The following is a 22,852-nucleotide window of genomic DNA, read 5'->3' as shown; positions in this document are numbered from 1 at the left end:
CAAAGCCCGGGCGCGAAAGCTTTCCGCGCCCCGAACCGCGCAAGTCTCGGTGAAATGGGCACAAGCTGCGGTGAGTGACGGAAATATACGGTATTGTTCAAACATCGTCAGGAACCATTTTGCTATTAGGTAGCAAATAGAGCAGCGAAGCGGGCAACGGGTTTGGTGAAGGACAGTCTCGATACGGTGCACTCGCGCCGGGCATTGCTGAGATCGGCATTGGCCATCGCGGGTGGCGCAACGCTTTCCTCGTGCGTTTCCAGTTCGGTGGACATGGCCGCGGCTCCGATTCCGGTCCCGCCGCCCGCACCCGTTCCCATCCCCAAGGCCCCGCAGGTCGCGAAGGCACGTGCCGTTCCAGCCGGCGTCCGGCCCGAGCTGTTCAAGAAGGCCGTGGCCGCGCTCGACCGGCACTCGTTCCGGATTCCGTCGCACGACCGCATCGCGATCGCCGACTTCGCACGCCCCTCGGCGGACGCACGCTTCTACATCGTCAACATGGGCACCGGCGAAGTGCAGAGCTTCCTGGTAGCGCACGGCATCGGCTCGGACCCCGAGCACACCGGCATGCTCCACCGTTTCTCGAACGACATGGGTTCGGAGGCGACCTGCGAAGGCGCGTTCCTGACCGCCGACTATTATGTCGGCAAGCACGGCGATTCGCAGAAGCTGATCGGCCTCGATCCGACCAACAGCAATGCCTATGACCGCGCGATCGTCGTCCACTCCGCCTGGTACGCCAACCCCGAGGTCGTGATGCAGCACGGCAAGCTCGGCCGCAGCCAGGGCTGTTTCGCGGTCGGCGAGCGTGACCTCGCCAAGGTGTTCGAGCGCCTGGGCCCCGGCCGGATGATCTATTCCGCCAAGGCCTGATCCGCCTCCCCTATTTGGGATCGATCGGGGTCCGCCGGGGTTGGCACTGAGCCCAACCCCCGGCTAGGACCATTGCATGACCGAAACGCTTTCTCCCGCGCTTCCCGACGAGGTGGATCGCGCCGCACGGAAATTGCTCGAGGCGGCGTGCGACAAGGAGCTCACGCTCGCGACGGCGGAAAGCTGCACGGGCGGGCTGCTCGCCTCGCTTCTCACCGACGTCGACGGCGCCAGCCATGCATTCGAGCGCGGGTTCGTGGTCTACACCAATGAAGCCAAGTCCGAGCTGCTCGGCATCCCGCTCGACCTGATCGAGCGCGAAGGCGCCGTGAGCAAGGTCGTGGCGTGCGCGATGGCCGAGGGGGCGCTCAAGGGCAGCAAGGCCGACATCGCCATTTCCGTCACCGGCTTCGCAGGACGCGGGGCACCGGAGGACGAACCCGGCCTTGTCCATTTCGCCTGCGCGCGCCAAGGCCGGCCGACCGCGCACCGCGAGGCGCATTTCGGCGACATCGGCCGCGGCGGGGTGCGCGTCGAATGCCTGCGCACCGGACTGGAAATGCTGGCGGAGGCGCTTTGATGGCGAAGTCCCACCCCTTTTACGCGCTCCACCGCCACGGGATGATCCGGGCGGGCGTGTGCACGCCGGCGACCGTGGTCGCAGATCCCGCCGCCAACGCGCGCGCGACGATCGCGCTGGCGAAACAGGGCGACGCCGAGGGCGCCGACCTGCTCGTCTTCCCCGAGCTCAACGTCACCAGCTATGCGATCGACGACCTGCATCTGCAGGACGCGGTGCTCGACGCGACCGAAGCGGGGATCGCCGCGATCGCCCAGGCGAGCAAGGGGCTCAAGCCCATGCTGCTCGTCGGCGCGGCGCTGCGGCGCAACGGGCGGCTCTACAATTGCGCGGTGGCGATCGCGCGCGGGCGCATCCTGGGGGTGGTGCCCAAGCAATATCTCCCCAACTACCGCGAATATTACGAGAAGCGCTGGTTCGCGAGCGGCATCGGGCTCACCGGGCTGGAGATCACGGTGGCCGGCCAGACCGTGCCCTTCGGCGCCGACCTGGTCTTCGCCGCGACCGACCTGGCGGACTTCGTCTTTCACATCGAGATCTGCGAGGATTATTGGGCCCCCGTCCCGCCATCGACCGAAGGCGCGCTCGCCGGCGCGCTGGTGCTGTGCAACCTCTCCGCCTCCAACATCGTCATCGGCAAGGGCCGCGAGCGCGAGCTCTATTGCGCCGCCCAGTCGGCGCGCACGCTATCGGCCTATGTCTATTCGGCCTCGGGCCCCGGCGAGAGCACGACCGACCTCGCCTGGGATGGCCAGGGGCTGATCTATGAGTTGGGCGAGCTGCTCGCCGCCTCCGAACGCTTCGAGCTGACCACCGAGATCGTCTATTCGGACCTCGACCTCGAGCGGCTGCGGCTCGAGCGGATGCGCAACGGCACGTTCAACGACAATGCCCGCGCCGCCAATCACCCCGAAATGCGCTTCCGCCGCATCGGCTTCGAGCATGCACCCGATTTCGCCGATCGCGGGCTGGTCCGGCGTCTCCGCCGCTTCCCCTTCGTGCCGAACACGCCCGCGCGGCTCGAGGAGGATTGCTACGAGGCGTTCAACATCCAGGTGGAGGGGCTGCGCAAGCGGCTCGAAGCCACCGGCAGCAAGCACATCGTCATCGGCGTCTCGGGCGGGCTCGATTCCACCCATGCGCTGATCGTCGCGTGCAAGGCGATGGACCGGCTCGGCCGCCCGCGCTCGGACATACTCGGCTTCACCATGCCGGGCTTCGCGACCGGCGACGCGACCAAGTCGAACGCCTGGGCGCTGATGCGAGCTCTGGGCGTGGCCGGCGAGGAAATCGACATCCGCCCGAGCGCGCGGCAGATGCTCACCGACCTCGGCCATCCCTTCGCCGAGGGCGAGCCGGTCTATGACGTGACCTTCGAGAACGTCCAGGCGGGGCTGCGCACCGACTATCTCTTCCGCCTCGCCAACCAGCGCCAGGGCTTCGTGCTCGGCACCGGCGACCTGTCCGAGCTGGCGCTCGGCTGGTGCACCTATGGCGTCGGCGATCAGATGAGCCATTACGGCGTCAACGCCGGCGTGCCCAAGACGCTGATCCAGTATCTGATCCGCTGGACGGTGAAGACCGGCCAGTTCACCGGCGAGGCCGCCGACGTGCTCACCGCGATCCTCAACACCGAAATCTCGCCCGAGCTGGTCCCCGCCGATGCAGAGGGCAGGATGCAGAGCACGCAGGACCGGATCGGGCCCTATGAGCTCAACGACTTCTTCCTCCATTATGTCGTGCGCCACGGGCTCAGGCCGTCGAAGATCGCCTTCCTCGCCTGGCACGCGTGGCGCGACGCCGCGGCCGGGCTGTGGCCGATCGACTTCCCCGAGGCCGGCCGCAACCAGTATGATCTGGCGACGATCGCGAAGTGGCTCGAATCCTTCCTGTTCCGCTTCTTCCAGACGAGCCAGTTCAAGCGATCCGCGCTGCCCAACGGCCCCAAGGTCTCGGCCGGCGGCGCGCTGAGCCCCCGCGGCGACTGGCGCGCGCCGTCCGACAGCGTGGCGACCGCCTGGATCGAGGAACTGCGCGCGGCGCTGCCCTGAGCCGGAACAGCGTGAGCTAGGTTGTATCGCATTCATCTCCCCTTCCCTTCAGGGAGGGGAGCGCGTTACGCTATCGCGCCGCCCCGCATCCTGCGCGACCAAAGGTCACACCAAGGTCACACTATCGCGGCGGTTCGAGCGGGCCTGACCATCGGCCGATCCGGCGGGGCGATGCCGGAAGTGGACACGGCGGAAGTGGACAAAGTGGAGACCCCAACGCGGGCGCATGCGCGTGCGTACGTGCCTGCGCGCGTGCGCGTGCGTGTGCGCGCGAAACGCCGATTATATTCAGATTGAGAAAGAGCGTTCCCGTTTTGTTTCAGGCCAAATCCTATTTTGCAAGCGGCAAGATTTTGCGCCGGGAAGCTGGGTTGTCTCGACATTCGTCTCCCCTCCTCAAAAGGGAGGGGAGCGCGTTAGGATGAACGTCGATACGCCCTGGCTTCCCTCCCTTTCAGAAAGGGAACACGAGGTTCAGCGATCCAATATGTCCGCCACGCGGCGGAGGAGCTCGTGCGATTCGAAGGGCTTCTTGAGCATCTGCAGATGCGGCCCGGCGAGCGCCTCGAGCTGGCTCGATTCGGCGAAGCCGGTGACGACGAGCACGTCGAGGTCGGGATCGGTCTGGCGGACCTCGCGCGCGACATCGGCGCCGCTCATGCCCGGCATCGCGAAATCGACGATGACCAGGTCGGGCTTGCGCGCGCGGATCAGCTCGAGCCCTTCGGCGCCGTCGCCGGCCTCGCGCACTTCGGCCCCGGCTGCCCGCAGCATCTCCACCAGCGTGGTGCGCACCTCGGGGTCATCCTCGATCAGCGTGATCCGGCAGTCCGATAGATCGATGCGCTGGTCGCTGCGGGCGTCGTCCTCCACTGCGCGGCGAGGCTCGACGCGGGCCACGCGCAGGAACAGCGTAACCGCAGTGCCCTTGCCCTGCTCGCTTTCGATCTGCAGCCCGCCGCCGCACTCGCGCATCACGCCATAGGCCATCGACAGCCCCATGCCGGTGCCCTTGCCCACGCCCTTGGTGGTGAAGAAAGGCTCGGCCGCGCGCGCCAGCACTTCGGGCGACATGCCGGTCCCCGTGTCGCGGAGCGTGAGCGCGACATAGTCGCCCGGCGCAAGATCGGGCGCGACCTGGCCGCTGCGCCGTTCGGCCGAGATGGTCAGCGTGCCACCCTCGGGCATCGCATCGCGCGCGTTGAAGGCGAGATTGAGCACTGCGAGCTCGACCTGCAGCGGATCGGCCTCGACGTTTAGCGCCGGATCGATCGGCTTGATCTGGACGTGGCTGAGCGGCGCGACCGCGCGCTCGACCAGGTCCTTCACGCCGCCGATCAGCTCGACCAGCCGGACCGAGGCCATGTCGAGCCGCTGCTTGCGCGAGAAGGCAAGGAGCTGGCCGGTCAGCGCACGCCCGCGTTCGACGGCGTTGAGCGCGCTCGCGCTCCAGCGCACGACGCGGTCGCCGTCGTCGGGCTTGCGCGCGATCAGCTCGAGATTGCCGGCGATTGCCTGGAGCAGATTGTTGAAGTCGTGCGCGATGCCGCCGGTGAGCTGGCCGACCGCCTCGAGCTTCTGCGACTGGAGCAGCGCGGCCTCGGCATGCTCGCGCTGCGCCGCCTGCGCGCGCAGATCCCCGAGCGCGGCGTCACGCTCGCGCACGCGCTCTTCGAGCTCGCGGTTCGCTGCGTGCAACTCGGCGGCGGAGGGAAGCGTGAACGCCTTGGGCAACAACAACCACAGCGCGATGGCTGCTGCGAGCGACACCGCTGCCCCCACGAGCTTCACCACTGCCTGCAGCCCGAAGGCCGGGTGCCACAAGCCCAGGATATTCACCGCATGGGCGAGGCCGCACACCGCCAGGAAGGCCGCGAAACACCAGAAGGCCCAGCCATAGGAAAGCTCGGTGCGGCGGCGGACCAACACGAACAGCGCCACGGCGATCGCGACATAGGACAGCGCCGACACGGCGTCCGCCACGGCATGAGTCCAGACCAGCCCCATGCTCGCGTCGGGTGCAAGGCCGTCATTCCAGAAAGCCGCGAGCAGGCTGTGCATCGAAAATCCTCAAAGTCGCGGCGCTACCGCGGGTAGTTTCGCATATCGAAAACGGAGTACGCCTGAACCTACGGAAAAAGCCTGTAACTCGCCGGCACCGGAACGAAGTTTCCGGACGCGTGGCGAGCGCTAGCGCACTGCCCCGGCATCGCTGGCCGCAGTCATCGGACAAAAAGCGCCCGACAGCGTTGACCGGGCCGCATTCCCGCGCCACCCTCGCCTCAAACGATCCTTCGCAAGGAAGGAAACATGAGAGGGGACGCAATGCGGATCGGCAGGTTGTTGATGCTGGGAGTGGCGCTTCCGGCGCTCATCGCGGCGGGCCCGGCGAGCGAGGGCCTGCACCTGGGCGACAAGGGCTATCTGACCACGCCCGGGCTCGACGTGTTCGTCTTCACCGACATCTATCCCGACGGCCACCAGACCGGCGTGACCGTGATCCAGCACGGCGTCCGCGTCGCCGCCAACGGCGACCTGCGGCTGGAGCCCGCGCCCGGCCAATGGTCGCCGATGCCCGCCTCGGGCGAGCGGCACGTCGATTCCGCCACAGGAACGATCACCCAGACGCTCAGCTATCCCGATCCCACCAAGGATTCGAAGGGCTTCAATCCGATCTACTATCCCGACCTGAAGCTCGGCTACGCAGTCCATGTCTCGCCCGCGGGCGGCAACAGCTTCCGGATCAGCGTGGATCTGGACAAGCCGCTGCCGCCCGAATGGACGGGCAAGGTGGGCTTCAACCTCGAGCTGTTCCCGACGCACCTGTTCGGCAAATCCTGGCTGATGGATGGACAGACCGGCATCTTCCCGCGCCAGCCCAATGGCCCCGTCGAACGGCTGGCCGGCGGCAAGGTTCCGGAGCCGCGCAACGCCCAGGCCAACGGGCCGGTCCAGTCGCTGAACGGCCAGGCGCTCGCCGCGCCGCTCGCCACGGGCAAGACGCTGGTGGTCGCGCCCGAGGAGGACAAGCAGCGGCTCTCGATCCAGAGCCGCACCGGCGAGATCGAGCTGATCGACGGGCGGCTGCCGCACAACAACGGCTGGTTCATCGTCCGCGGCAAGGTGGCGCCTGGCGCGACGAAGAATGCTATCGAGTGGATCGTCACGCCCAACGTCGTCTCGGGCTGGCGCTACGAGCCGGTGATCCAGGTCAGCCAGGTCGGCTACGCCCCGGCCCAGCCGAAGCGCGCAGTGATCGAGCTCGACGCCGCGACCGACGCGCTCCAGCCCGCGACGCTCTACCGCCTCGGCGCCGAGGGCCGCACCGAAGTGATGCGCGCCGCGCCCCGGCCCTGGGGCAATTTCCTGCGCTATCGCTACGCCACCTTCGACTTCAGCCAGGTGCGCGAGCCGGGCATGTACGTCGTGCGCTATGGCGATAAGACCTCGCAGGCCTTCCGCATCGCGCAGGACGTCTATGCGCGCCACGTCTGGCAGCCGACGCTCGAATATTTCCTGCCGGTCCAGATGTGCCACATGCTGGTGCGCGAGAAATACCGCATCTGGCACGGGCTCGATCATATGGACGACGCGCTGATGGCGCCGAGCCCGCTCAACCATTACGACGGCTATGCGCAGGGGCCCTCGACGCTCACCAAGTTCAAGCCGGGCGAGATCGTGCCCGGCCTCAACGCCGGCGGCTGGCATGACGCGGGTGACTACGACCTGCGCGTGGAATCGCAGATCGGCACCGTCTGGCTGCTCTCGCGCATGGTCGAGGAATTCGGGCTCGACTATGACGCGACCCGCATCGACCAGAAGCGCAACCTAGTCGAGATCCACGATCCCGACGGGAAGAACGACGCGATCCAGCAGATCGAGCATGGGCTGCTCTCGGTGCTCGGCGGCTATCGCGCGATGGGTCGGCTCTATCGCGGCATCATCGATCCGTCGCTGCGCCAATATGCGATGCTCGGCGACGGATCGCTGCAGACCGACAATGTCTTCCGCAAGCCGGTCGAGGGCCTGGGCGTCGACAATAACGGCAACCCCATCCGCTGGGACGATCGCTGGGTGTTCACCGAGGACAATCCCGACCGCGAGCTCTACACCGCCGCCGGCCTCGCCGGTGCCGCGCGGGCGCTCAAGGCGAGCAACCCGGCGCTGGCGGCCGAGGCGCTCGCCGCCGCACGCGACCTGACGACCAGGGCGATCGACCGCGGCAAGGCCGAAAACCGCGTGTTCGCGCTCGCCGAGCTGATCCATGCGACGCACGACCGCGCGCTGGTGGCAAAGCTGGTGACGCTCGAGAACGACATCGTCTCGCAGATCGACAAGACCGGCTGGATGCTCGCCTCGATCCTCGACCAGCTGCCGCAGGGCTTCCGCGACAATGTGACGCGCGCCGTGACGGCCTATCAGGCCAGGGTGACGGCCGAGGCGCGCACCGACTCCCCCTATGGCGTGCCCTACAAGCCGCAGATCTGGGGCGCGGGCTGGGACATCCAGCGGCGTGGGGTCGAGCAATATTTCTTCCACAAGGGCTGGCCCCAGGCGACCTCGACCGACAGCTACATCAATGCGCTCAACTTCGTGCTGGGCGTGCATCCGGGCGAGAACACCGCCAGCTTCGCCTCGGGCGTAGGCGCGGTCTCGGCGACGACCGCCTATGGCGGCAACCGCGCCGACTGGTCCTACATCCCGGGTGGAGTGATCTCGGGCACCAATCTCGTGCGCCCCGACCTGCCCGAGCTCAAGACCTGGCCCTATTTCTGGCAGCAGACCGAATATGTGATGGGCGGCGGCGAGACCAACTACATGTTCCTCGCGCTGGCGGCGGACGCACTCTACCGGAAATCCCAATAACCGTCATCCCCGCGAACGCGGGGATGACTGACATTAGACGGCCAGCCGCCGGCCCTCGGTGGCGCTGCGGCGGGCGAGTTCGATGATGCGCAAGCCGGCGAGCGCATCCTCCGCGGCGACCGGCGGCGGGCTGCCCGTGGCGATCGCCTCCACGACGCCCGCGTAGAAGCGCCGATAGTCGCCGCGCTCGGACGCGATCACTTCGCGCGTGCCGTCGCCCAGCGTCAGCGTGCCGTGGATCTCCGGATCCTCGCGCCCATGCTCGGGATCGCTCGCCTTGCCCCCGGCGCGCGCGGCGTTCTCCTGCGGGTCGAGGCCATATTTGACGAAGCTCCCCAGCCGCCCGTGGATGCCGAAGCGCGGGCGCGGCGCGGCGACCAGGCGCGACGAGGACAGCACTACGCGGCGCGCGCCATAGTGGAGCGTCAGGTCGAAATAATCGTCCACCGCCCCGCCCTCGCGCTGCACCGCCAGGTCGGCGCTGAGCGCCTCGGGCATGCCGAAGAGCAGCAGTATCTGGTCGATCATGTGCGGGCCGAGGTCGGGAAGCTGGCCCGATCCCGCCTCGACCGATTCCTTCCACGGCTGCGCAAGCGCGGGGCGGAAGCGGTCCCAATGCGCCTCGAACAGCATGATCTCTCCCAGCCGCCCGCTGTCGAGCAGCTTGCGCACGGTGAGGAAGTCGCTGTCCCAGCGCCGGTTGTGGAAGGGGATGGCCAGCCGCCCGCGCGCCGTGGCGAGATCGATGAGCTGCTGCGCCTCGTCGGTCGAATTGGCGAAGGGCTTGTCGATCACGACATGCTTGCCCGCCTCCAAGGCGGCGCGGGCGAGCGGGAAATGCGTGTCGTTGGGCGTGGAGACGATGACCAGGTCGATCGCGGGATCGGCGATCAGCGCCTCGGGCGTGGTGGCGCGCGCCCGCGGATAGGCCGCGGCCACCGCCTCGGCCTTGCGCGTAGCGACGGCGACCAGCTCGAGCCCGTCCACCGCCTCGACCAGAGGTGCATGGAACGCGGTGCCGCCGAGCCCGAAGCCGATCAGTCCGGTGCGGATCATGCGTTGCTCCTTTCTCGTTCTCCCCTCCCTGCCTGCAGGGAGGGGTCGGGGGTGCGTGCGCGCGTCTGCGCGCCAAGAGAAACTCAACGGCAGCCAGCAAAGCGCCGGTCGAGGAATCGAGCCTCACCTGCCACTACGCCCACCCCTTGCTCCTCCCTTTCAGGGAGGCGAAGTAGAAAATCTACACTGCGTATCTGGCGCGCTGGGGACGGCTGAGCATCGCGTTCGCCGCGTCGTCGCCCAGGAAGCGTTCGGCCTCCGGGTCCCACTTCAGCCGCCGCCCCGTCTTCATCGCGATATGGTGGACGAGGCAGGTCGAGCAGGCGCGGTGGCCGATCTCGGCGGGCGCGCTCACCGGCACGCCGGTGCGGATCGCGTCGAGCCAGTTGCGATGCTGCTCGGGAGTCTTGGGGATCTGGACTTCGCTCGGCCCGATCACGCTGGTCAGGATCTTCGGATCGCTCGCCTGGAGCGGATCGATCTGCGGGCCCGCGGGATCGCTCGACGTCACCGGGCCGCTCCGCGTCACGAACACCCAGCCCTTGTCGCCGATGAACTTGATCCCGTTGGGCAGCGCGCCCGAGATCGTCATCGTCATGCCATTGGCATAGCGCGCGTGCGTCTCGAAGGGGCCGTGGACGTCCCACAGGCCGCTGGCGGGGAACTCGGCCTTACCCCAGACTTCGACCGGGCCCGAATGCTCCATGTCCATGCCCCAGTGCGCGACGTCGACATGGTGCGAGCCCCAGCCGGTGATCATTCCCGCGCCGAACTGCTCCATCCGCAACCAGCCGGGGCGGTTCTCGAACGAGTCCTGCGGATGCACCCGCGTCTCGGTATAGTAGACCTCGGGCGTGGTGCCGAGCCAGGCGTCGTAGTCGAGGTTGCGGGGGATCGGCATCACTGGCGCCTCGGGCCCCGAGGGGTCGCCCGGCAGCCCGACCTCAACGTGCTTGATCCGCCCGATCCGGCCGTTGCGCACCAGCTCGACCGCGCGCCGGAACTGCGGCCAGGGCTCGGACCCGCGCTGCTGCGAGCCGATCTGGAGGACCTTTCCGCTGCGCTCGACCGCGTCGGCCATCTTGCGCCCTTCGGCGATCGTCAACGATGCGGGCTTCTGGAGATAGACATGCTTGCCCGCGCGGACCGCATGGATCGCCATCGGCGCATGCTGGTGGTCGGGCGTGGAGATCAGGACGGCGTCGATGCCCTTGTCCGCGAGCAGCTCGTGGAAATCGGTATAGCCCCTGGTGCCCGAATAGTCCTTGCCCGACTTGGCGGCGTAGCGGCTGTCGACGAGCTGCATGCCCGCGCCCAGCCGCTTGGTGTCGACGTCGCACACCGCGACGATCTGCGCGTCGTCGTGGCGGTGGATCTCCTTCATGTCGTGGCTGCGGCTGATCCGCCCCGCGCCGATCGCGCCCACCGCGATGCGGTTCGACGGCGCGTTTTGGCCGAACACGCTCGACGGCACGATCACGGGCGCGGCGACCGCGGCGCCGATCTGGATGAGCTTGCGTCTGGAAAGCTCCATGGTCCCCCTCCCTTGCTCAGGCCAGGATCGGCCGGGTGGCATTCTTCTGCGCGGTCAGTACCAGCTCGGCGGCGAGCAGCGCCTGGTCCTGATCCTGCGCGACCGAACTGCGCTCGACCACGTCGGCAATGAACTGCGGCCCGAACGGCAGATGCACCTTCGAGCAATCGACATATTCGACGCCCTTCTTGTCCGCGACGAGCAAGTGGTTGCCGCCGGGCCGCCCGGCGATGTCGACATATTTGCGCAGCTCGATATAGCCCTCGGTGCCGAGCAGGAAGAGGCGCCCGTCGCCCCAGGTCGGCAGCCCATCGGGGGTGAACCAGTCGACCCGCACATACCCCGTGCCCCCGTTGCCGGTGGCGATCATGTCGCCGAAATCCTCGAATTTCGGTCGGTCCGGGTGGCGGAGGTTGCCCGTCTGCGCGGCGACGACCTGCGCGCTGGTGGTCTTGGTGTAGTAGAGGAACTGGTCGGCCTGATGGCTGCCGATGTCGGTGAGGATGCCGCCATAGCGCGCCTTGTCCCAGAACCAGTCGGGCCGGCTCGCAGGGCTGACCCGATGCGGCGCGAGGTTGACCGTCTGGATCACCTTGCCGATCCGTCCCTGGTCGACGAGCTGCCCGGCATGGACCGCAGCGCGTACTTCGAGCCGCTCGGAATACAGGATCGCGAACTTGCGCCCGGTCTCCTTCACCGCGCGGCGGACCTCGGCGAGCTGGTCGAGGCTGGTGATCGCGGGCTTGTCGCCCAGATAGTCCTTGCCCGCGCGCATCGCCCGGATGCCCAGCGGCGCGCGCAGATCCGGGACCGGCGCCCCGACGATGAGCTTGATCGACTTGTCGGCGAGAATTTCATCCTCGCTCCGCGCCAGCCGCACGCCATTGCCATAGCGCTTGCGGAAGGTGGCGATCTGCACCGGGTCGGTCGCGAAGAACGCTGTGGGCGTGCCGCCGCCGCGGATCATCGCGTCGGTCATGCTGTAGATATGCGCGTGGTCGAGCCCGATCACGCCGAAATCGATGCGGTGCTTCACCCCCGGCTCGGGCCCGGCGGGCGCGGCCGATTCCGACACCGCATTGCCCTGCGCGGCCGACTGGCCGAACGCCCCGGCGGGAAGACCCGCCGCCAGCCCGGCGATTCCGGTCCCCATCAGTATCGCGCGGCGGTCGAACGGGTCCATGCGGCTTCCTCCCTCTTGCGTCAGTCCTTCGGCGTGGCCGGGTCTTCCAGTTGATGACGTGATAGGTGGCGGGCGTGTCCCCCACGTTGCGCAGGTCTCGCCCGAAGCATTCGGAAAGCTAGCGCAAATTCGGCCGCCGGGAAGCGCCGATCCGCAGCGTCACACGCCTCGCGCGCGCAGCAGCGGCTCGAGCACCGTTTCCATCGCGGCATAGCCCGCCTCGGTCGGATGCACTCCGTCATAGGCGAGCCCGGGCTTCATGCCTCCGGCGGCATCGGCGAGCACTGGCGTATAGTCGACGAAGCTCGCCCCTGCCCGCCTGGCATAGTCCTTCAGCCAGGCGTTGCGCGCGCGGATCGGCTCGACCGTCTCCAGTCCCGGCCGCCACGGAAAGCCGTTCGCCGGCGGCACCGATGCGAGCAGCACCTTGATGCCGTTCGCCTGCGCCAGCTCGGTCATCATGCGATAATTGTCGAAGCTCTGCTCGATCGTCATCGGGCCGGTATTGCCCGCGATGTCGTTGGTGCCGGCCATGATGTGGACGAAGCGCGGCCCCAGCGCGATGACGTCGGCCATCATCCGCAGCACCATCTGCGGCGTGGTCTGACCGCTGATGCCCCGCCCGGCGCGGCCGGGCTTGAAGAAGGCCGGCCGCTTCTCGCGCCAGCCCTGGGTGATCGAATCGCCCATGAAGACGATGTGGGTCTTCGCGCCGGATGCGCGCAGCTTGGCGTTCTCGTCGCGGTAGCGGCCGAGCATCGGCCAGTCCTCGCGCAATTCGCGGGCCCAGCGCTGCTCCCACGTCTCCTGCTGCGGCGTGCCCTGCGCGGAGGCGGCAAAGGGAAGCATCAGCCCCGCGGCAAGCAGGCCGCGGCGGAAGGGATCGGTCATGGTTCCTCCGGAAACGAGCGGGTCGGGTTCGCGCACCTGGGCATCCTGCGTCACGCCGCCGCGATCGATCAAGGCCGCACCTCGAAGCTCTGATCGGCGACATTCCACCCACGCAGCGTGAGGCGCGGGATGTCGCGTGCATTGGCGGGGTAGCGGACTTCGGTGGTCAGGCTTTTCGCCCGGCAGATTTCGTTTACTGGCCCGCGCAGGCGCCTTCGCTTCGCTCAGACTCCGCCCTCAGTGGATCGAGGGGCCGACCTCGTCCTCGCGCCGCAGCACCCGCGCCCGGCCCGCGCCGATCGCGAACAGGCAGAGCACCAGATAGCAGGCCGCCGGCACGATCAGCGCCGCCGAATAGCTGCTCGCATCCGACACGCGGCCGACCAGCAGCGGCAGGAAGGCGCCGCCGATGATCGCGGTGCAGAGCAGCCCCGAGGTCGCCTCCTCGCTCGCGCTCGAGCGTTCGAGCGTCAGGGTGAAGATCACCGGGAACATGATCGAGTTGAACAGACCGATGCACAAGGCGACGAAGCCCGCGGTCACCCCGCCCACCGCGACGACATAGAGGCACATCGCCGCCGCCACGGCGGTGAACAGCGCGAGCAGCGCCGAGGCGCGGACCCGGGCGAGCAGCGCGGATCCGATCGCGCGCCCCACCATCGCGCCGCCCCAATAGAAGGCGACCGCCTTGCCTGCCTCCTGCAGCGACACGCCATGCACCCCGTCGCTGCCCATCGCGAAGCCGAGCAGCGGCACGCCGAACGGCGCGTCGCTCTGCCCCCACACCGCATCCGAATTGAGGAACAGCGCCATCTGCGTGCCGATCGACACTTCGGCGCCGACATAGAGGAAGATCGCCAGCCCGCCGAACAGCGCCCAGCGCGACGAGAAGGCGTCGGCGATCAGCGCGCCGATGCTGCCGCGCGCCTCGGCCGAGGACGGCGGCGCCGCCTCGGTCACCACGCGGCGGCTGAGCCAGAAGAACACCGCCAGCGCCGCGATCAGCCCGCAGATCCAGAAATAGGCGGAGTCGATGCCCGCCAGCGCGTCGGCGCGCACCGCGTCGGTGATCGCCGCGCCTTCCTTCACTTCGACGCCCTTGAGAAACAGATGCGCGCCGAGCAGCGGCCCCAGGAAGGTGCCGAGCGAATTGAAGGTCTGGCTGAGCGTCAGCCGCAAATGGCTGTAGCGCGGATCGCCCAGCGCCGCCGCCAGCGGGTTCGCCGCCACCTGCAGCACGGTGATTCCGCTCGCCAGGATGAACAGCCCGAGCAGCACCAGCGTGAACACCGCGGCGTTGGCCGCGACCAGCATCACCAGGCACCCCGCGATCATCATGCCCAGCGCGATCAGGATCGTCGGGATCGACTTGACTCGCGCGAGCAGCGCCGCCGCCGGGAACGACATCACGCCATAGGCGATGAAGAAGGCGAACGCCGCCGCCTGCGCCTGGAAATTGGTGAGCGTGAAGACGCCCTTCACGGCCGCGACCAGCGGGTCGATCAGCGACGTGATGAAGCCCCAGGCGAAGAACAAGGTGGTGACGGCGGCATATGCCAACGTTGTCTGAGTGGATCGCGTGCTGGCCAAATCTGCTCTCCCTGGGACGCTCGTTATGAAGCTGTCGCCGCATACCTCTGTCGGGCAGCGCCTGCGGCCGGCGGACTGCCCTTCGTGCGCGAACATGCCGGCTTTCGCGGCGGTTGAGAAGCGGCGCCATCGCATTTTCACGGTGCTGCGAAAGGCGCCGCGACCGGCCCCGAGCGCCTTCCGGTTCATTCCCCGCTCGCACTCCGCGCGAGAATTCGCATATTAGGGCATGATTCAGGCGGCATCGCCGTCCGAGCGGGAGAAGTATCCAGTGCGTTTGAGTTTGGCACCGCAGGGCCTCGCCCTGGCAATCGGCGCGGGGCTGATCACGGCCCCCACGCTTGCACAGCAGGTCCCCCAGCAGCAGGTTCCGCCGCCGGCCCCCGTGCCTGCGCCGGTCCAGGCAGTGCCCGTGCCCGCGCCGGTCCAGCCGATCGCGCTGCCGAAGCTCAACGCCACCCAGGCCGCGCAGCTCACCCAGATGCTGGCCGACGCCTCCTTCGCCCAGGGCCTGCGCCACGACGGCAGCGCGCAGCCCCCGATCCGCGACAACGACGCGCTGGTCCGCGCCGCGCTCGACTATGCCCGCGCGGTCCATTCGGGCCGGCTCGATACCAGCGACTTCCAGGAGAATTGGGGCCTCCGCCCCCAGCCCTACGACCCGCTGCCCGGCTTCGCCGACGCCGTGAAGCGTGACCGGATCGCCCAGTGGATCCGCGCGCTCCCCCCGCCCTATTCGGGCTATGACGCGCTCCAGAAGGGACTCCAGGCCTATCGCAAGATCGAGGCGGCGGGCGGCTGGCCGACCATCCCGGCCGGCCCCGACATGGGGCTCGGCGCCACCGGCGCGCGCGTCGCGACGCTGCGCAAGCGCCTCGCGGTCGAGGACAGCGCAGTCGATCCCGCCGGCACCAAGTTCGATGCGCCGCTCCAGGCCGCGGTCCAGCGCGCGCAGCGCCGCTACGGCCTCAATCCCACCGGCGTGGTCTCCACCGGCACGCTCGCCGCGCTCAACGTGCCCGCGGGCGACCGCGTGCGCCAGATCATGGCGAACCTCGAGCGCTGGCGCTGGCTTCCGGCGACCCTCCCGGCGAAACGCATCCAGGTCAACATCGCCGCCGCGGTGATGACGGTGTTCGAAGGCGACGAGGCGATCTTCTCGATGAAGGCAGTCACCGGCCGTCCGGGCAACGAGACGCCGATGCTCCAGTCGAAGATCCACTCGATCGTGCTCAATCCGCCGTGGAACGTCCCCGCCGGCATCGCCGCCAAGGAGCTGTTCCCGAAGGGCGAGGCCTATCTCAAGCGCAACAACTACAAGATCATCGGCACCGGCCCCAATCGCCGCATCCAGCAGCAGCCGGGGCCGAGCAGCGCGCTCGGCCGCTACAAGTTCGACTTCAACAATCCCTATGCGGTCTATCTGCACGACACGCCCAGCCAGACCACCTTCTCGCGCTTCAGCCGGCTCGAGAGCCATGGCTGCGTGCGGCTGGAGAAGCCGAGCGAGCTCGCCCAGCTGCTGCTGCGCAACGATCCCGAATGGCAGCCGCCGCAGATCCAGGCGGCGATCGACGCGGGCAAGACGCTGCGCGTGCCGCTGAAGGACCAGGACCAGGTGGCGGTCTATCTGCTCTACTGGACCGCCTATGCCAGCGCCAACGGCACGATGAACTTCCGCGCCGACCCCTATGGCTGGGACAAGACGCTGGCATCCAAGATCGAAAACCGCTCGGCCGTGACCGCGGCGCAACGCTGAAAAAGGGAAAGACCATGACCATCAAGCGCATCGCCGTGCTGGCGACCCTCGCCCTCGCCCCGCTCGGCCTCGCCGCATGCGGCGGCGGCTCGAACGACGAGCAGCCCGCGCCGGCCGTCAACGCCACCGACACCATGCCGATCCCCGACGCGACCAACATGACCGAGCTGCCCGCGGACGAAGCGCCGCCCGCCGCGCGCGTCGACAACACCACTGCCGAGACCATGGCGGCCCCCGCCCCCGAGATCGCCCCCAGCGAACAGACCCAGGACGACGCAGACGCCACCGGCATGACCGCCCGCGTCTCGCGCGACGAAGGCGCCAACGAAGCCCAGCCGGCGCAGTAAGGCCGCGCGCCTGGTCCTGCCGGCGACGCCCCCGTCCCTCGGCGGCAGGCCGCCTCCGACAGGGGAATGGACAGACGCTGATGCTGAATCGTCGCGAAGCCTTGCTGGCTGGAGTGACTGCAGGGTTGCTGAGCGCCCCTGCGCGTGCTGCGCAGCAGTCCGGCGCCTGGCCTGCCTTTCCGGCGGAGGAGATCGAGCTGTGGCCCGGCATTCCCCCCGGCGCGCCGCCGATCTTGCCCGTCGAACAGGTGATCGAGACCGGCAATGCCCAACGCCACGGCCGCATGGTCAAGGGCATCGCCCGCCCCCGCATGAAAGTGTTCCGGCCGTCGAAGCCGAACGGGGCGGCGCTGCTGGTGACGCCGGGCGGCGGTTACTCGGTGATCGTCATCGACGTGGAAGGCTATCAGATCGGGCCCTGGCTCGCCGAGCGCGGCTGGACCGTCTTCGTGCTCTATTATCGTCTGCCGGGCGAGGGCTGGGCCAACCGGGCGGATGTGCCGCTTGCAGATGCGCAGCGCGCCATGCGGTTGATCCGTGCGCGCGCGGCGCAATATGGCGTCGATCCGGACAAGGTCGGCGCGCTCGGCTTTTCCGCCGGGGGCCATGTCTGCGGTGATCTCGCCACCCGGAGCGAGGCGCGAGTCTATGACCCCGTCGATGCCGCCGATCGGCTGAGCGCGCGGCCGGCGATCGCGGCGCCGATCTATGCCGTCCAGTCGATGCGCCTGCCGCTCGCGCACCAGGGCTCGCGCGACATGCTGCTGGGCCCGGAACCGTCACCCGATGTGCAGCGAGCGCACAGCCCTGCGCAGAATGTCAGCGCCGCCACCCCGCCCTGCTTCCTGGCCCATGCCGAGGACGACACCGTCGTTTCGGTCGAAAACACCCTCGAGATGCGCGCCGCTCTCAAGGCGGCCGGCGTGAAGGTGGAAACGCACCTGTTCACCGCCGGCGAACATGGCCTCGGACTCCCCGGTCCGGCAGGGGAGCCCGCACGGCGCTGGAAGGAACTCTTCGTCGCGTGGGCGCGGGCGCAGGGTCTCGGCTGAGATGCTCGCGCGCCCGATCGCCTCCTTGGAAGACGCCGCGCGCGATCCCGGGATTCCGCCTGCCTGGTTCCCTGTCCATCGGATCGGCCTGCGCTCTTTGAACAGCGAGCGGGCGCGAAAAGCGGACCGGCAGCAAGCGCCCCGATAGCTGCCACTATCGTCTGAGGTTGCTGAGCTCGGTGATTTTTACCGAGAGTGGGCCGATTTTGTCGAAGCCAGGGTTCAAATGTTCGAGCTTCAGTGCTCCGGATGTTCGCTCACGCCAAATGCTGCGGCAACGACTCCCCTCGAACCAGTGGGCCACGATCGCGCGTCGGTCAGGGCTGACACACAGTTGATTGCCCACAACTGACCAGCGGCCGGAAAAGGGGATTGGCCCGAATGAGTAGTAGATCCCCTTCCAAATTCCCTTTTCTTGGAATTCCTCGTGGATGCCGGCGTCTGCCCAGCCCTTCGGGCCGTAGGCAATGACCTTGCCGCTTAGCGCTGCGCGAATCTCGGCTGCGCCGAGCAATCGGTCCTGCACATCTGCTGAGTCGGCCTGAGCACTGACGCAAAGCAACGTCGAAACCAGCACGAGCGATTTAATCAGCAAGGCGTGGCTCCCTAACAGCCAATCGTCCCAGTAATGCGCCCGCGCCTGTTAACGACAGCTTTCCACCCGGTGACCGACGTCCGGCAACCGGCCGCCCCGAGCTTGCAAAATAGGATTTCGCTTGCTTGGCTGGTGCTGCGCCGGCTCCGGGCGGCGCTGCTCTTTGAACCGTCAGCCATTGGGCGCGAAACCCCTCGCACTCTCGCTTTCGTCAGGCTTCGACCGCCCTATCCCGCCAGCAGTAGAGGGTTTTCAACCGCCTCTTGCTAGCGCGGATCAATGGGCGAAGGCGACGGAATGAACATGATCGAGAGGAAAAGCGCGGAAAACGCCATGGCCAGGATGAGGCTGACGATCATCTGCTGGCGCACCGCACGCTGATGGTCGTCCGTAACGCGATAGGAGACGATCCGCGCGGCTAACATGATGGTTGCGTCGGGCAAGCCAAAGAACAGTATGTCTCCCTTCGACGCCGGCAGGCGGGCCAGCGGCGAGAAGAACAGGCCCAGGTTGAACAGCAGCGCTATCAAGAGCCCGATCCAAGGCCACCGCTCCCCCGGATAATCTGATCCGAATTGGGCGATTATATAGAGACACGCACCCGCGCATGCCACGCGATAGGTCACGGCAAACGGAACGCCGAGGTAGTTTTCCAGCCCGATGCCGATCGTCACGAATGCGATGATCCCCAGAAACGCCAGGCAGAGCAGCTTCAATCTGGATTTCAACGCTCGTCCCTAGATGCTTCAGGCTTCGAAAATGGGAATAGCTTTCTTCCACCAAGCGGCAATAGCCGCGACTCCTGCCCTATCAAGCCGACGGGCAGCTAATCGCGAACGTTCGGCGAGACACAACCCTCCATCCCTTGCAAAATAGGATTTCGCTTGCTTGGCTGGTGCCGCGCCGGCTCCAGGCGCCGCTGCTCTTTGAACCGTCCGATCCTGTGCCGAGACATTCTCGACGAACTCCACCCCGCGCCGGTCGCGCGCCGCGCAAGCGAAAAAACGAACGAAAAACCCCGCAGAGGGTGTCAACTTTGTCCACTTCCGGCGAATGTCCCTGCGCCGCGTCAACACCAGCCGCAAGTAATAACCTTACGCGAGCGCGCAACCTTATTGCCGAAAACGCGGGAAAAGTGGGAAGCTAGGCGTCCGGCGCGGCGCAATAGCTCCGCAGGAATTGCTCGTGGCTCGGCATGCGCGCGACCCTGGCGGCGATGTCGGCCTTGATCGCGTCGAGCGCCCCCCGCAGCTCCTCCGCCGGCATCATCCGGGCGAGCTGGTGGAAGCTGCGCGGCTCCAGCCGCTGGCCGAGCAGCACCTGCACCCAGCTGTCGATGCGGAACAGGTCGATCGAGTCCTGCCACGCCTGCGCGCCGTCGCGGAACGCCTCGATGCGCTCGGCGAGCGAGTCCGGGATCTCGAGCTCGCGGCAGCTCTTCCAGAAGGGCGAATCGTCGCGCTGGTTCATGTGATAGTGGAGGATGATGAAGTCGCGGATGCCCTCCAGCTCGCCCTGCGACATCGCGTTGTAGCGCTCGGCCACTGCCTCGGTCACGCCGCCGAAGGGGAAGAGGCTGATCAGCCGGGTCACGCCGATCTTGAACAAGTGGATGCTGGTCGATTCGAGCGGCTCGATGAACCCGCTCGACAGCCCCATGGCGATGCAGTTGCGTTTCCACGCCTTGCGCCGCCGGCCGGTGCGGTAGCGGATCAGCCGCGGATCGAACAGCGGCTCGCCCTCGATGTCGCGGAGGAACTGGGCCTTGGCGTCCTCGTCGGACAGGTAGCGGCTCGAAAAGACGAAGCCGTTGCCGACGCGGTGCTGCAGCGGGATGCGCCAGCGCCAGCCGTTCGCGTGCGCGATCGCGCGGGTATAGGGGACCGCCGGCCCGGTCGAGCGCGTCTGCACCGCATAGGCGCTGTCGGTGGTCAACCAGTGCGACCAGTCCTCGAAGCCGGTCTGGAGCGTCTTCTCGATCAGCAGCGCGCGGAAGCCGGTGCAGTCGATGAACAGATCGCCTTCGATCCGCTGGCCCGATTCGAGCGCGAGCGCAGTGATGAAGCCGGTCTCGGCGTCCTGCTCGACCGTCGCGATCTTGCCCTCGACGCGCTTGACCCCCGCCGGCTCGGCCAGCCCGCGCAGGAAGCGCGCGTAGAGCGTGGCGTCGAGGTGATAGGCGTAGCTGATCTCGGCGTCCTTGCCGGTGGCGAACTTCTCCGCCTCCGACGCCTGGAGCTCGAAGCAATAGTCGCCGAGCTCGCCGCCGAAGCCCTGCGCGCGCGCGTGCATCCAGAAATGGTGGAAATCGGCCATCCAGGTCGACTTGCGCCCGATCTGGCCGAAGCTGTGGACGTAGCGATCGCCCTCGCGCGCCCAGTTCTCGAAGACGATGCCCAGCTTGAAGCTCGCCTGGGTGGCACGCATGAAGGCCTGCTCGTTGATGCCGAGCAGCGTGTGGAAGCTGCGCGAGGTAGGGATGGTCGATTCCCCTACCCCCACGGTGCCGATCTCGTCGGATTCGACCAGAGTGATGTCGAGGAGCGGCCCCAGGTGCCGCACCAGCGCGGCCGCGGCCACCCATCCCGCGGTGCCGCCCCCGGCGATCACCACCCGCTTCACCACCTGTCCTTCCACGGGCCCTCCCCTCAGCGGTTGAGGCGCTGCAGGATCTGCGCGCGCAGCCTCCGCGCCTTCATTTCGTCCATCGCGCCCAGAGCGCCGCGCGCCTCCTCGGGCAGATGCGCACCGGCCTGTTCGCCCGGGCCGAAGACGTAATAGTCGAACAGCGCCTTCCAGCCCGCCTTCTCATGCTCGGGGCGGTCGCGCAGGCTCAGCAGCGCGTGGAGCAAGGTGATCTGCGGCGTGTCCATGAAGCGCGGCGCCGCGTTCCACCAGTAGTTGATCATCGCGTTGAAGGGATCGAGCGCCTCGACCTGGTGCCACCACAGCGCCGGATAGATCAGCGCGTCGCCCGGCTCCATCTCCGCCACCTCGGCTGCCGCCAGCGCTTCGGCGAAGCGGGGATGGCACGCGAGGTCGGGCGCGTCGAAATCGACCATCGAGACGACCTGCCCGGCGGGCGTGAGGTCGAACGGGCCCGGATAGAGGTTCGCGGCCTGATCGGGGGGAAACAGCGTGAAGCGGCGGCGCCCGACCAAAGTCACGGCGATGTTGTTCGACATGTCGTAATGCGCCGACGCGATCGTCCGGTTGCCGATCCAGATGCTGACCAGCGGCGGATGCGCCACCAGCTCGGGATCGCCGAACGGCAAAGCGGCCTGCTCCCGCAGGCCGGGCAAATACTGGTCGATATCGGTCGAGCCGATGTAGATCGCCGGCGCGTCGGGATTGCCGATGTCGCCCAGTATCTGGTCGAGATAGGCGGAGAGCGACCCGCGCTCCCGGGCGAAGTTGAGCGCAGTGCAATCCTCGGCATAGCCGAAGCGCCCGCCGATCGCCGCGTCCCCGACATAGGCGGTGACCGGGCGGCCGCCGTCGAACTGCTTGAGCCACGCGACTGCCGATGCCGGCCCCTCCACCCCCGCAGCGACCAGCGGCACGTCGCGCGCGATCCCGCGCAGGATCGCCGGACGGCCCTCGGCGATCAGTTCGGCGACCGGAAGGCTGGAGGCCTTGGCTCCCTCGATCACGCGCGTGCGGCGAGAGACGACCGGCATGGGTTCAGCCGTTTGCGCCGAGCAGCGCTTGCTTGCGTGAAATCAGCTGCTGCACGTTGCCGAGAGAGGAAGCTGCGAAAATGGCGAGCCGCAGCGCACCCGATCGGTGCAGCCGCTCCAGCGGCTCGCCCGCGAGCCCGGCAAGTCGCTCGATGTCGACCACGAGCACGTCGGGAACCGTGTAGCGCCGCTCTTCGCTCACATCGATGCTGAGTGTGACCGGCGCGAGCAGCTCGGCTTCGTCGAGCGCGGCGTAGAAGGCCGGGGCCTTCTCCATCTCCTGATAGAGCAGCCGCAGCACCCCGGACATATGGTCCAGATAGGGCGCGTTGCCGCCGTGTTCGAGGAAGAGCGGCAGGCCCTCGCTGTCGCCGACGCGCGGATCGTCCATGTCGAGATGGACCATCGGCTCGCCGGCCTCGCCGTCCTCCGACCGGGCAATGCCGATCGAAAACGGGCCCCTTCGAAGCGTCGCGGGCACATAGCGACTGGCCCAGTGCTCGCCGGCCAGGAACAGGTTTTCGTCGCGGTCCAGACCCAGCAGCGCATAAGCCTGAAGCCCGGTCTCGCGACGGCGGAATATGATCGCGAACTCGCGCTGCAGCTCTTCGAACTCGGCGGGGAAGACCAGTGCCTGATTGGTGGCGTCGCCGAACGCCGCGCCGGCGCGCGGGCTGACGCGAAGCTGCGCATGGTCGATATTGTTGATCTGAACGGGATTCATTCGCCGCGGTCCTGTTTTCTCAGGTCTAGCAGTGCGGTGGAGACGGGCAAAAGAAAAAGGCCGCCGCACAA

General features: G+C 67.7%; 19 protein-coding genes. 7 read left to right on the top strand and 12 right to left on the bottom strand.

Annotated features, from left to right (window positions below):
* Window positions 1-125: 125 nt before the first annotated feature.
* Window positions 126-275 (bottom strand): hypothetical protein, encoded by a 150-nt coding sequence (locus J7500_RS08020; protein ID WP_294061166.1) that lies wholly within the window; start codon window positions 273-275, stop codon window positions 126-128.
* Between J7500_RS08020 and J7500_RS08015 the strand changes: the two genes are divergently transcribed.
* The 3 genes from J7500_RS08015 to J7500_RS08005 all read left to right on the top strand — a co-directional run bounded on the left by J7500_RS08015 (window position 274) and on the right by J7500_RS08005 (window position 3,504).
* Window positions 274-873: a murein L,D-transpeptidase catalytic domain family protein gene (locus tag J7500_RS08015; protein WP_294061165.1), complete on the top strand. Its 600-nt coding sequence runs from the start codon at window positions 274-276 to the stop codon at window positions 871-873. The two genes, J7500_RS08020 and J7500_RS08015, sit on opposite strands and share 2 nt — an antisense overlap.
* 76 nt (window positions 874-949) lie before the next feature.
* Window positions 950-1,453, top strand: coding sequence for a CinA family protein (locus J7500_RS08010; RefSeq protein WP_294061164.1), 504 nt, complete (start codon window positions 950-952; stop codon window positions 1,451-1,453).
* Window positions 1,453-3,504, top strand: a complete 2,052-nt coding sequence (locus J7500_RS08005) for an NAD(+) synthase (protein WP_294061162.1) — start codon at window positions 1,453-1,455, stop codon at window positions 3,502-3,504. The genes J7500_RS08010 and J7500_RS08005 overlap by 1 nt, the downstream gene beginning before the upstream one ends.
* 474 nt (window positions 3,505-3,978) lie before the next feature.
* Here the strand turns inward: J7500_RS08005 and J7500_RS08000 are convergent, their stop codons facing one another.
* Window positions 3,979-5,565 (bottom strand): response regulator, encoded by a 1,587-nt coding sequence (locus J7500_RS08000; protein ID WP_294061161.1) that lies wholly within the window; start codon window positions 5,563-5,565, stop codon window positions 3,979-3,981.
* A 249-nt stretch (window positions 5,566-5,814) separates the two neighbouring features.
* Here J7500_RS08000 and J7500_RS07995 point away from each other — a divergent pair, with 249 nt between their 5' ends.
* Window positions 5,815-8,370: a cellulase N-terminal Ig-like domain-containing protein gene (locus J7500_RS07995; protein WP_294061160.1), complete on the top strand. Its 2,556-nt coding sequence runs from the start codon at window positions 5,815-5,817 to the stop codon at window positions 8,368-8,370.
* Window positions 8,371-8,403: 33 nt separating this feature from the next.
* On the opposite strand, the gene J7500_RS07990 is transcribed toward J7500_RS07995, so the two are convergent.
* The 5 genes from J7500_RS07990 to J7500_RS07970 form a co-directional block, all read right to left on the bottom strand.
* Window positions 8,404-9,426 (bottom strand): oxidoreductase, encoded by a 1,023-nt coding sequence (locus J7500_RS07990; RefSeq protein ID WP_294061159.1) that lies wholly within the window; start codon window positions 9,424-9,426, stop codon window positions 8,404-8,406.
* Window positions 9,427-9,607: 181 nt separating this feature from the next.
* The gene (locus J7500_RS07985) at window positions 9,608-10,960 is read right to left on the bottom strand and encodes a Gfo/Idh/MocA family oxidoreductase (protein ID WP_294061158.1); all 1,353 of its coding nucleotides are present in this window, start codon (window positions 10,958-10,960) and stop codon (window positions 9,608-9,610) included.
* A 16-nt stretch (window positions 10,961-10,976) separates the two neighbouring features.
* On the bottom strand, window positions 10,977-12,143 hold the full coding sequence (locus tag J7500_RS07980; RefSeq protein ID WP_294061157.1) for a Gfo/Idh/MocA family oxidoreductase: 1,167 nt from the start codon (window positions 12,141-12,143) through the stop codon (window positions 10,977-10,979).
* A 159-nt stretch (window positions 12,144-12,302) separates the two neighbouring features.
* Window positions 12,303-13,106 (bottom strand): GDSL-type esterase/lipase family protein, encoded by an 804-nt coding sequence (locus J7500_RS07975; protein ID WP_294061156.1) that lies wholly within the window; start codon window positions 13,104-13,106, stop codon window positions 12,303-12,305.
* Window positions 13,107-13,271: 165 nt separating this feature from the next.
* The gene (locus J7500_RS07970; protein ID WP_294061155.1) at window positions 13,272-14,624 is read right to left on the bottom strand and encodes an MFS transporter; all 1,353 of its coding nucleotides are present in this window, start codon (window positions 14,622-14,624) and stop codon (window positions 13,272-13,274) included.
* A gap of 271 nt (window positions 14,625-14,895) precedes the next feature.
* On the opposite strand from J7500_RS07970, the gene J7500_RS07965 reads away from it, so the two are divergent.
* The 3 genes from J7500_RS07965 (at window position 14,896) to J7500_RS07955 (ending at window position 17,782) form a co-directional block, all read left to right on the top strand.
* Window positions 14,896-16,383 carry a L,D-transpeptidase family protein gene (locus tag J7500_RS07965; protein ID WP_294061154.1) on the top strand — a complete coding sequence of 496 codons (1,488 nt, stop codon included), beginning with the start codon at window positions 14,896-14,898 and terminating at the stop codon, window positions 16,381-16,383.
* Window positions 16,384-16,397: 14 nt separating this feature from the next.
* Window positions 16,398-16,730 carry a hypothetical protein gene (locus tag J7500_RS07960; protein ID WP_294061153.1) on the top strand — a complete coding sequence of 111 codons (333 nt, stop codon included), beginning with the start codon at window positions 16,398-16,400 and terminating at the stop codon, window positions 16,728-16,730.
* 80 nt (window positions 16,731-16,810) lie between these two features.
* Window positions 16,811-17,782: an alpha/beta hydrolase gene (locus tag J7500_RS07955; RefSeq protein ID WP_294061152.1), complete on the top strand. Its 972-nt coding sequence runs from the start codon at window positions 16,811-16,813 to the stop codon at window positions 17,780-17,782.
* Window positions 17,783-17,936: 154 nt separating this feature from the next.
* On the opposite strand, the gene J7500_RS07950 is transcribed toward J7500_RS07955, so the two are convergent.
* The 5 genes from J7500_RS07950 to J7500_RS07930 all read right to left on the bottom strand — a co-directional run bounded on the left by J7500_RS07950 (window position 17,937) and on the right by J7500_RS07930 (window position 22,781).
* On the bottom strand, window positions 17,937-18,377 hold the full coding sequence (locus J7500_RS07950) for a hypothetical protein (protein ID WP_294061151.1): 441 nt from the start codon (window positions 18,375-18,377) through the stop codon (window positions 17,937-17,939).
* A 266-nt stretch (window positions 18,378-18,643) separates the two neighbouring features.
* Window positions 18,644-19,093, bottom strand: a complete 450-nt coding sequence (locus J7500_RS07945) for a hypothetical protein (RefSeq protein ID WP_294061150.1) — start codon at window positions 19,091-19,093, stop codon at window positions 18,644-18,646.
* Between the two features lie 427 nt (window positions 19,094-19,520).
* Complete coding sequence (locus J7500_RS07940; protein WP_294061149.1) at window positions 19,521-21,014, bottom strand: tryptophan halogenase family protein; 1,494 nt, start codon at window positions 21,012-21,014, stop codon at window positions 19,521-19,523.
* Between the two features lie 11 nt (window positions 21,015-21,025).
* Window positions 21,026-22,057 carry a cupin-like domain-containing protein gene (locus J7500_RS07935; RefSeq protein ID WP_294061148.1) on the bottom strand — a complete coding sequence of 344 codons (1,032 nt, stop codon included), beginning with the start codon at window positions 22,055-22,057 and terminating at the stop codon, window positions 21,026-21,028.
* Between the two features lie 4 nt (window positions 22,058-22,061).
* The gene (locus J7500_RS07930) at window positions 22,062-22,781 is read right to left on the bottom strand and encodes a SapC family protein (protein ID WP_294061147.1); all 720 of its coding nucleotides are present in this window, start codon (window positions 22,779-22,781) and stop codon (window positions 22,062-22,064) included.
* Window positions 22,782-22,852 lie beyond the last annotated feature (71 nt).

Origin of the sequence: Sphingomonas sp., assembly GCF_017744835.1 — a bacterium.
Lineage (GTDB): Bacteria > Pseudomonadota > Alphaproteobacteria > Sphingomonadales > Sphingomonadaceae > Sphingomonas.
The sequence above is the reverse complement of the archived record's forward strand: the minus strand, read 5'-3'. Positions and strand labels throughout refer to the sequence as shown.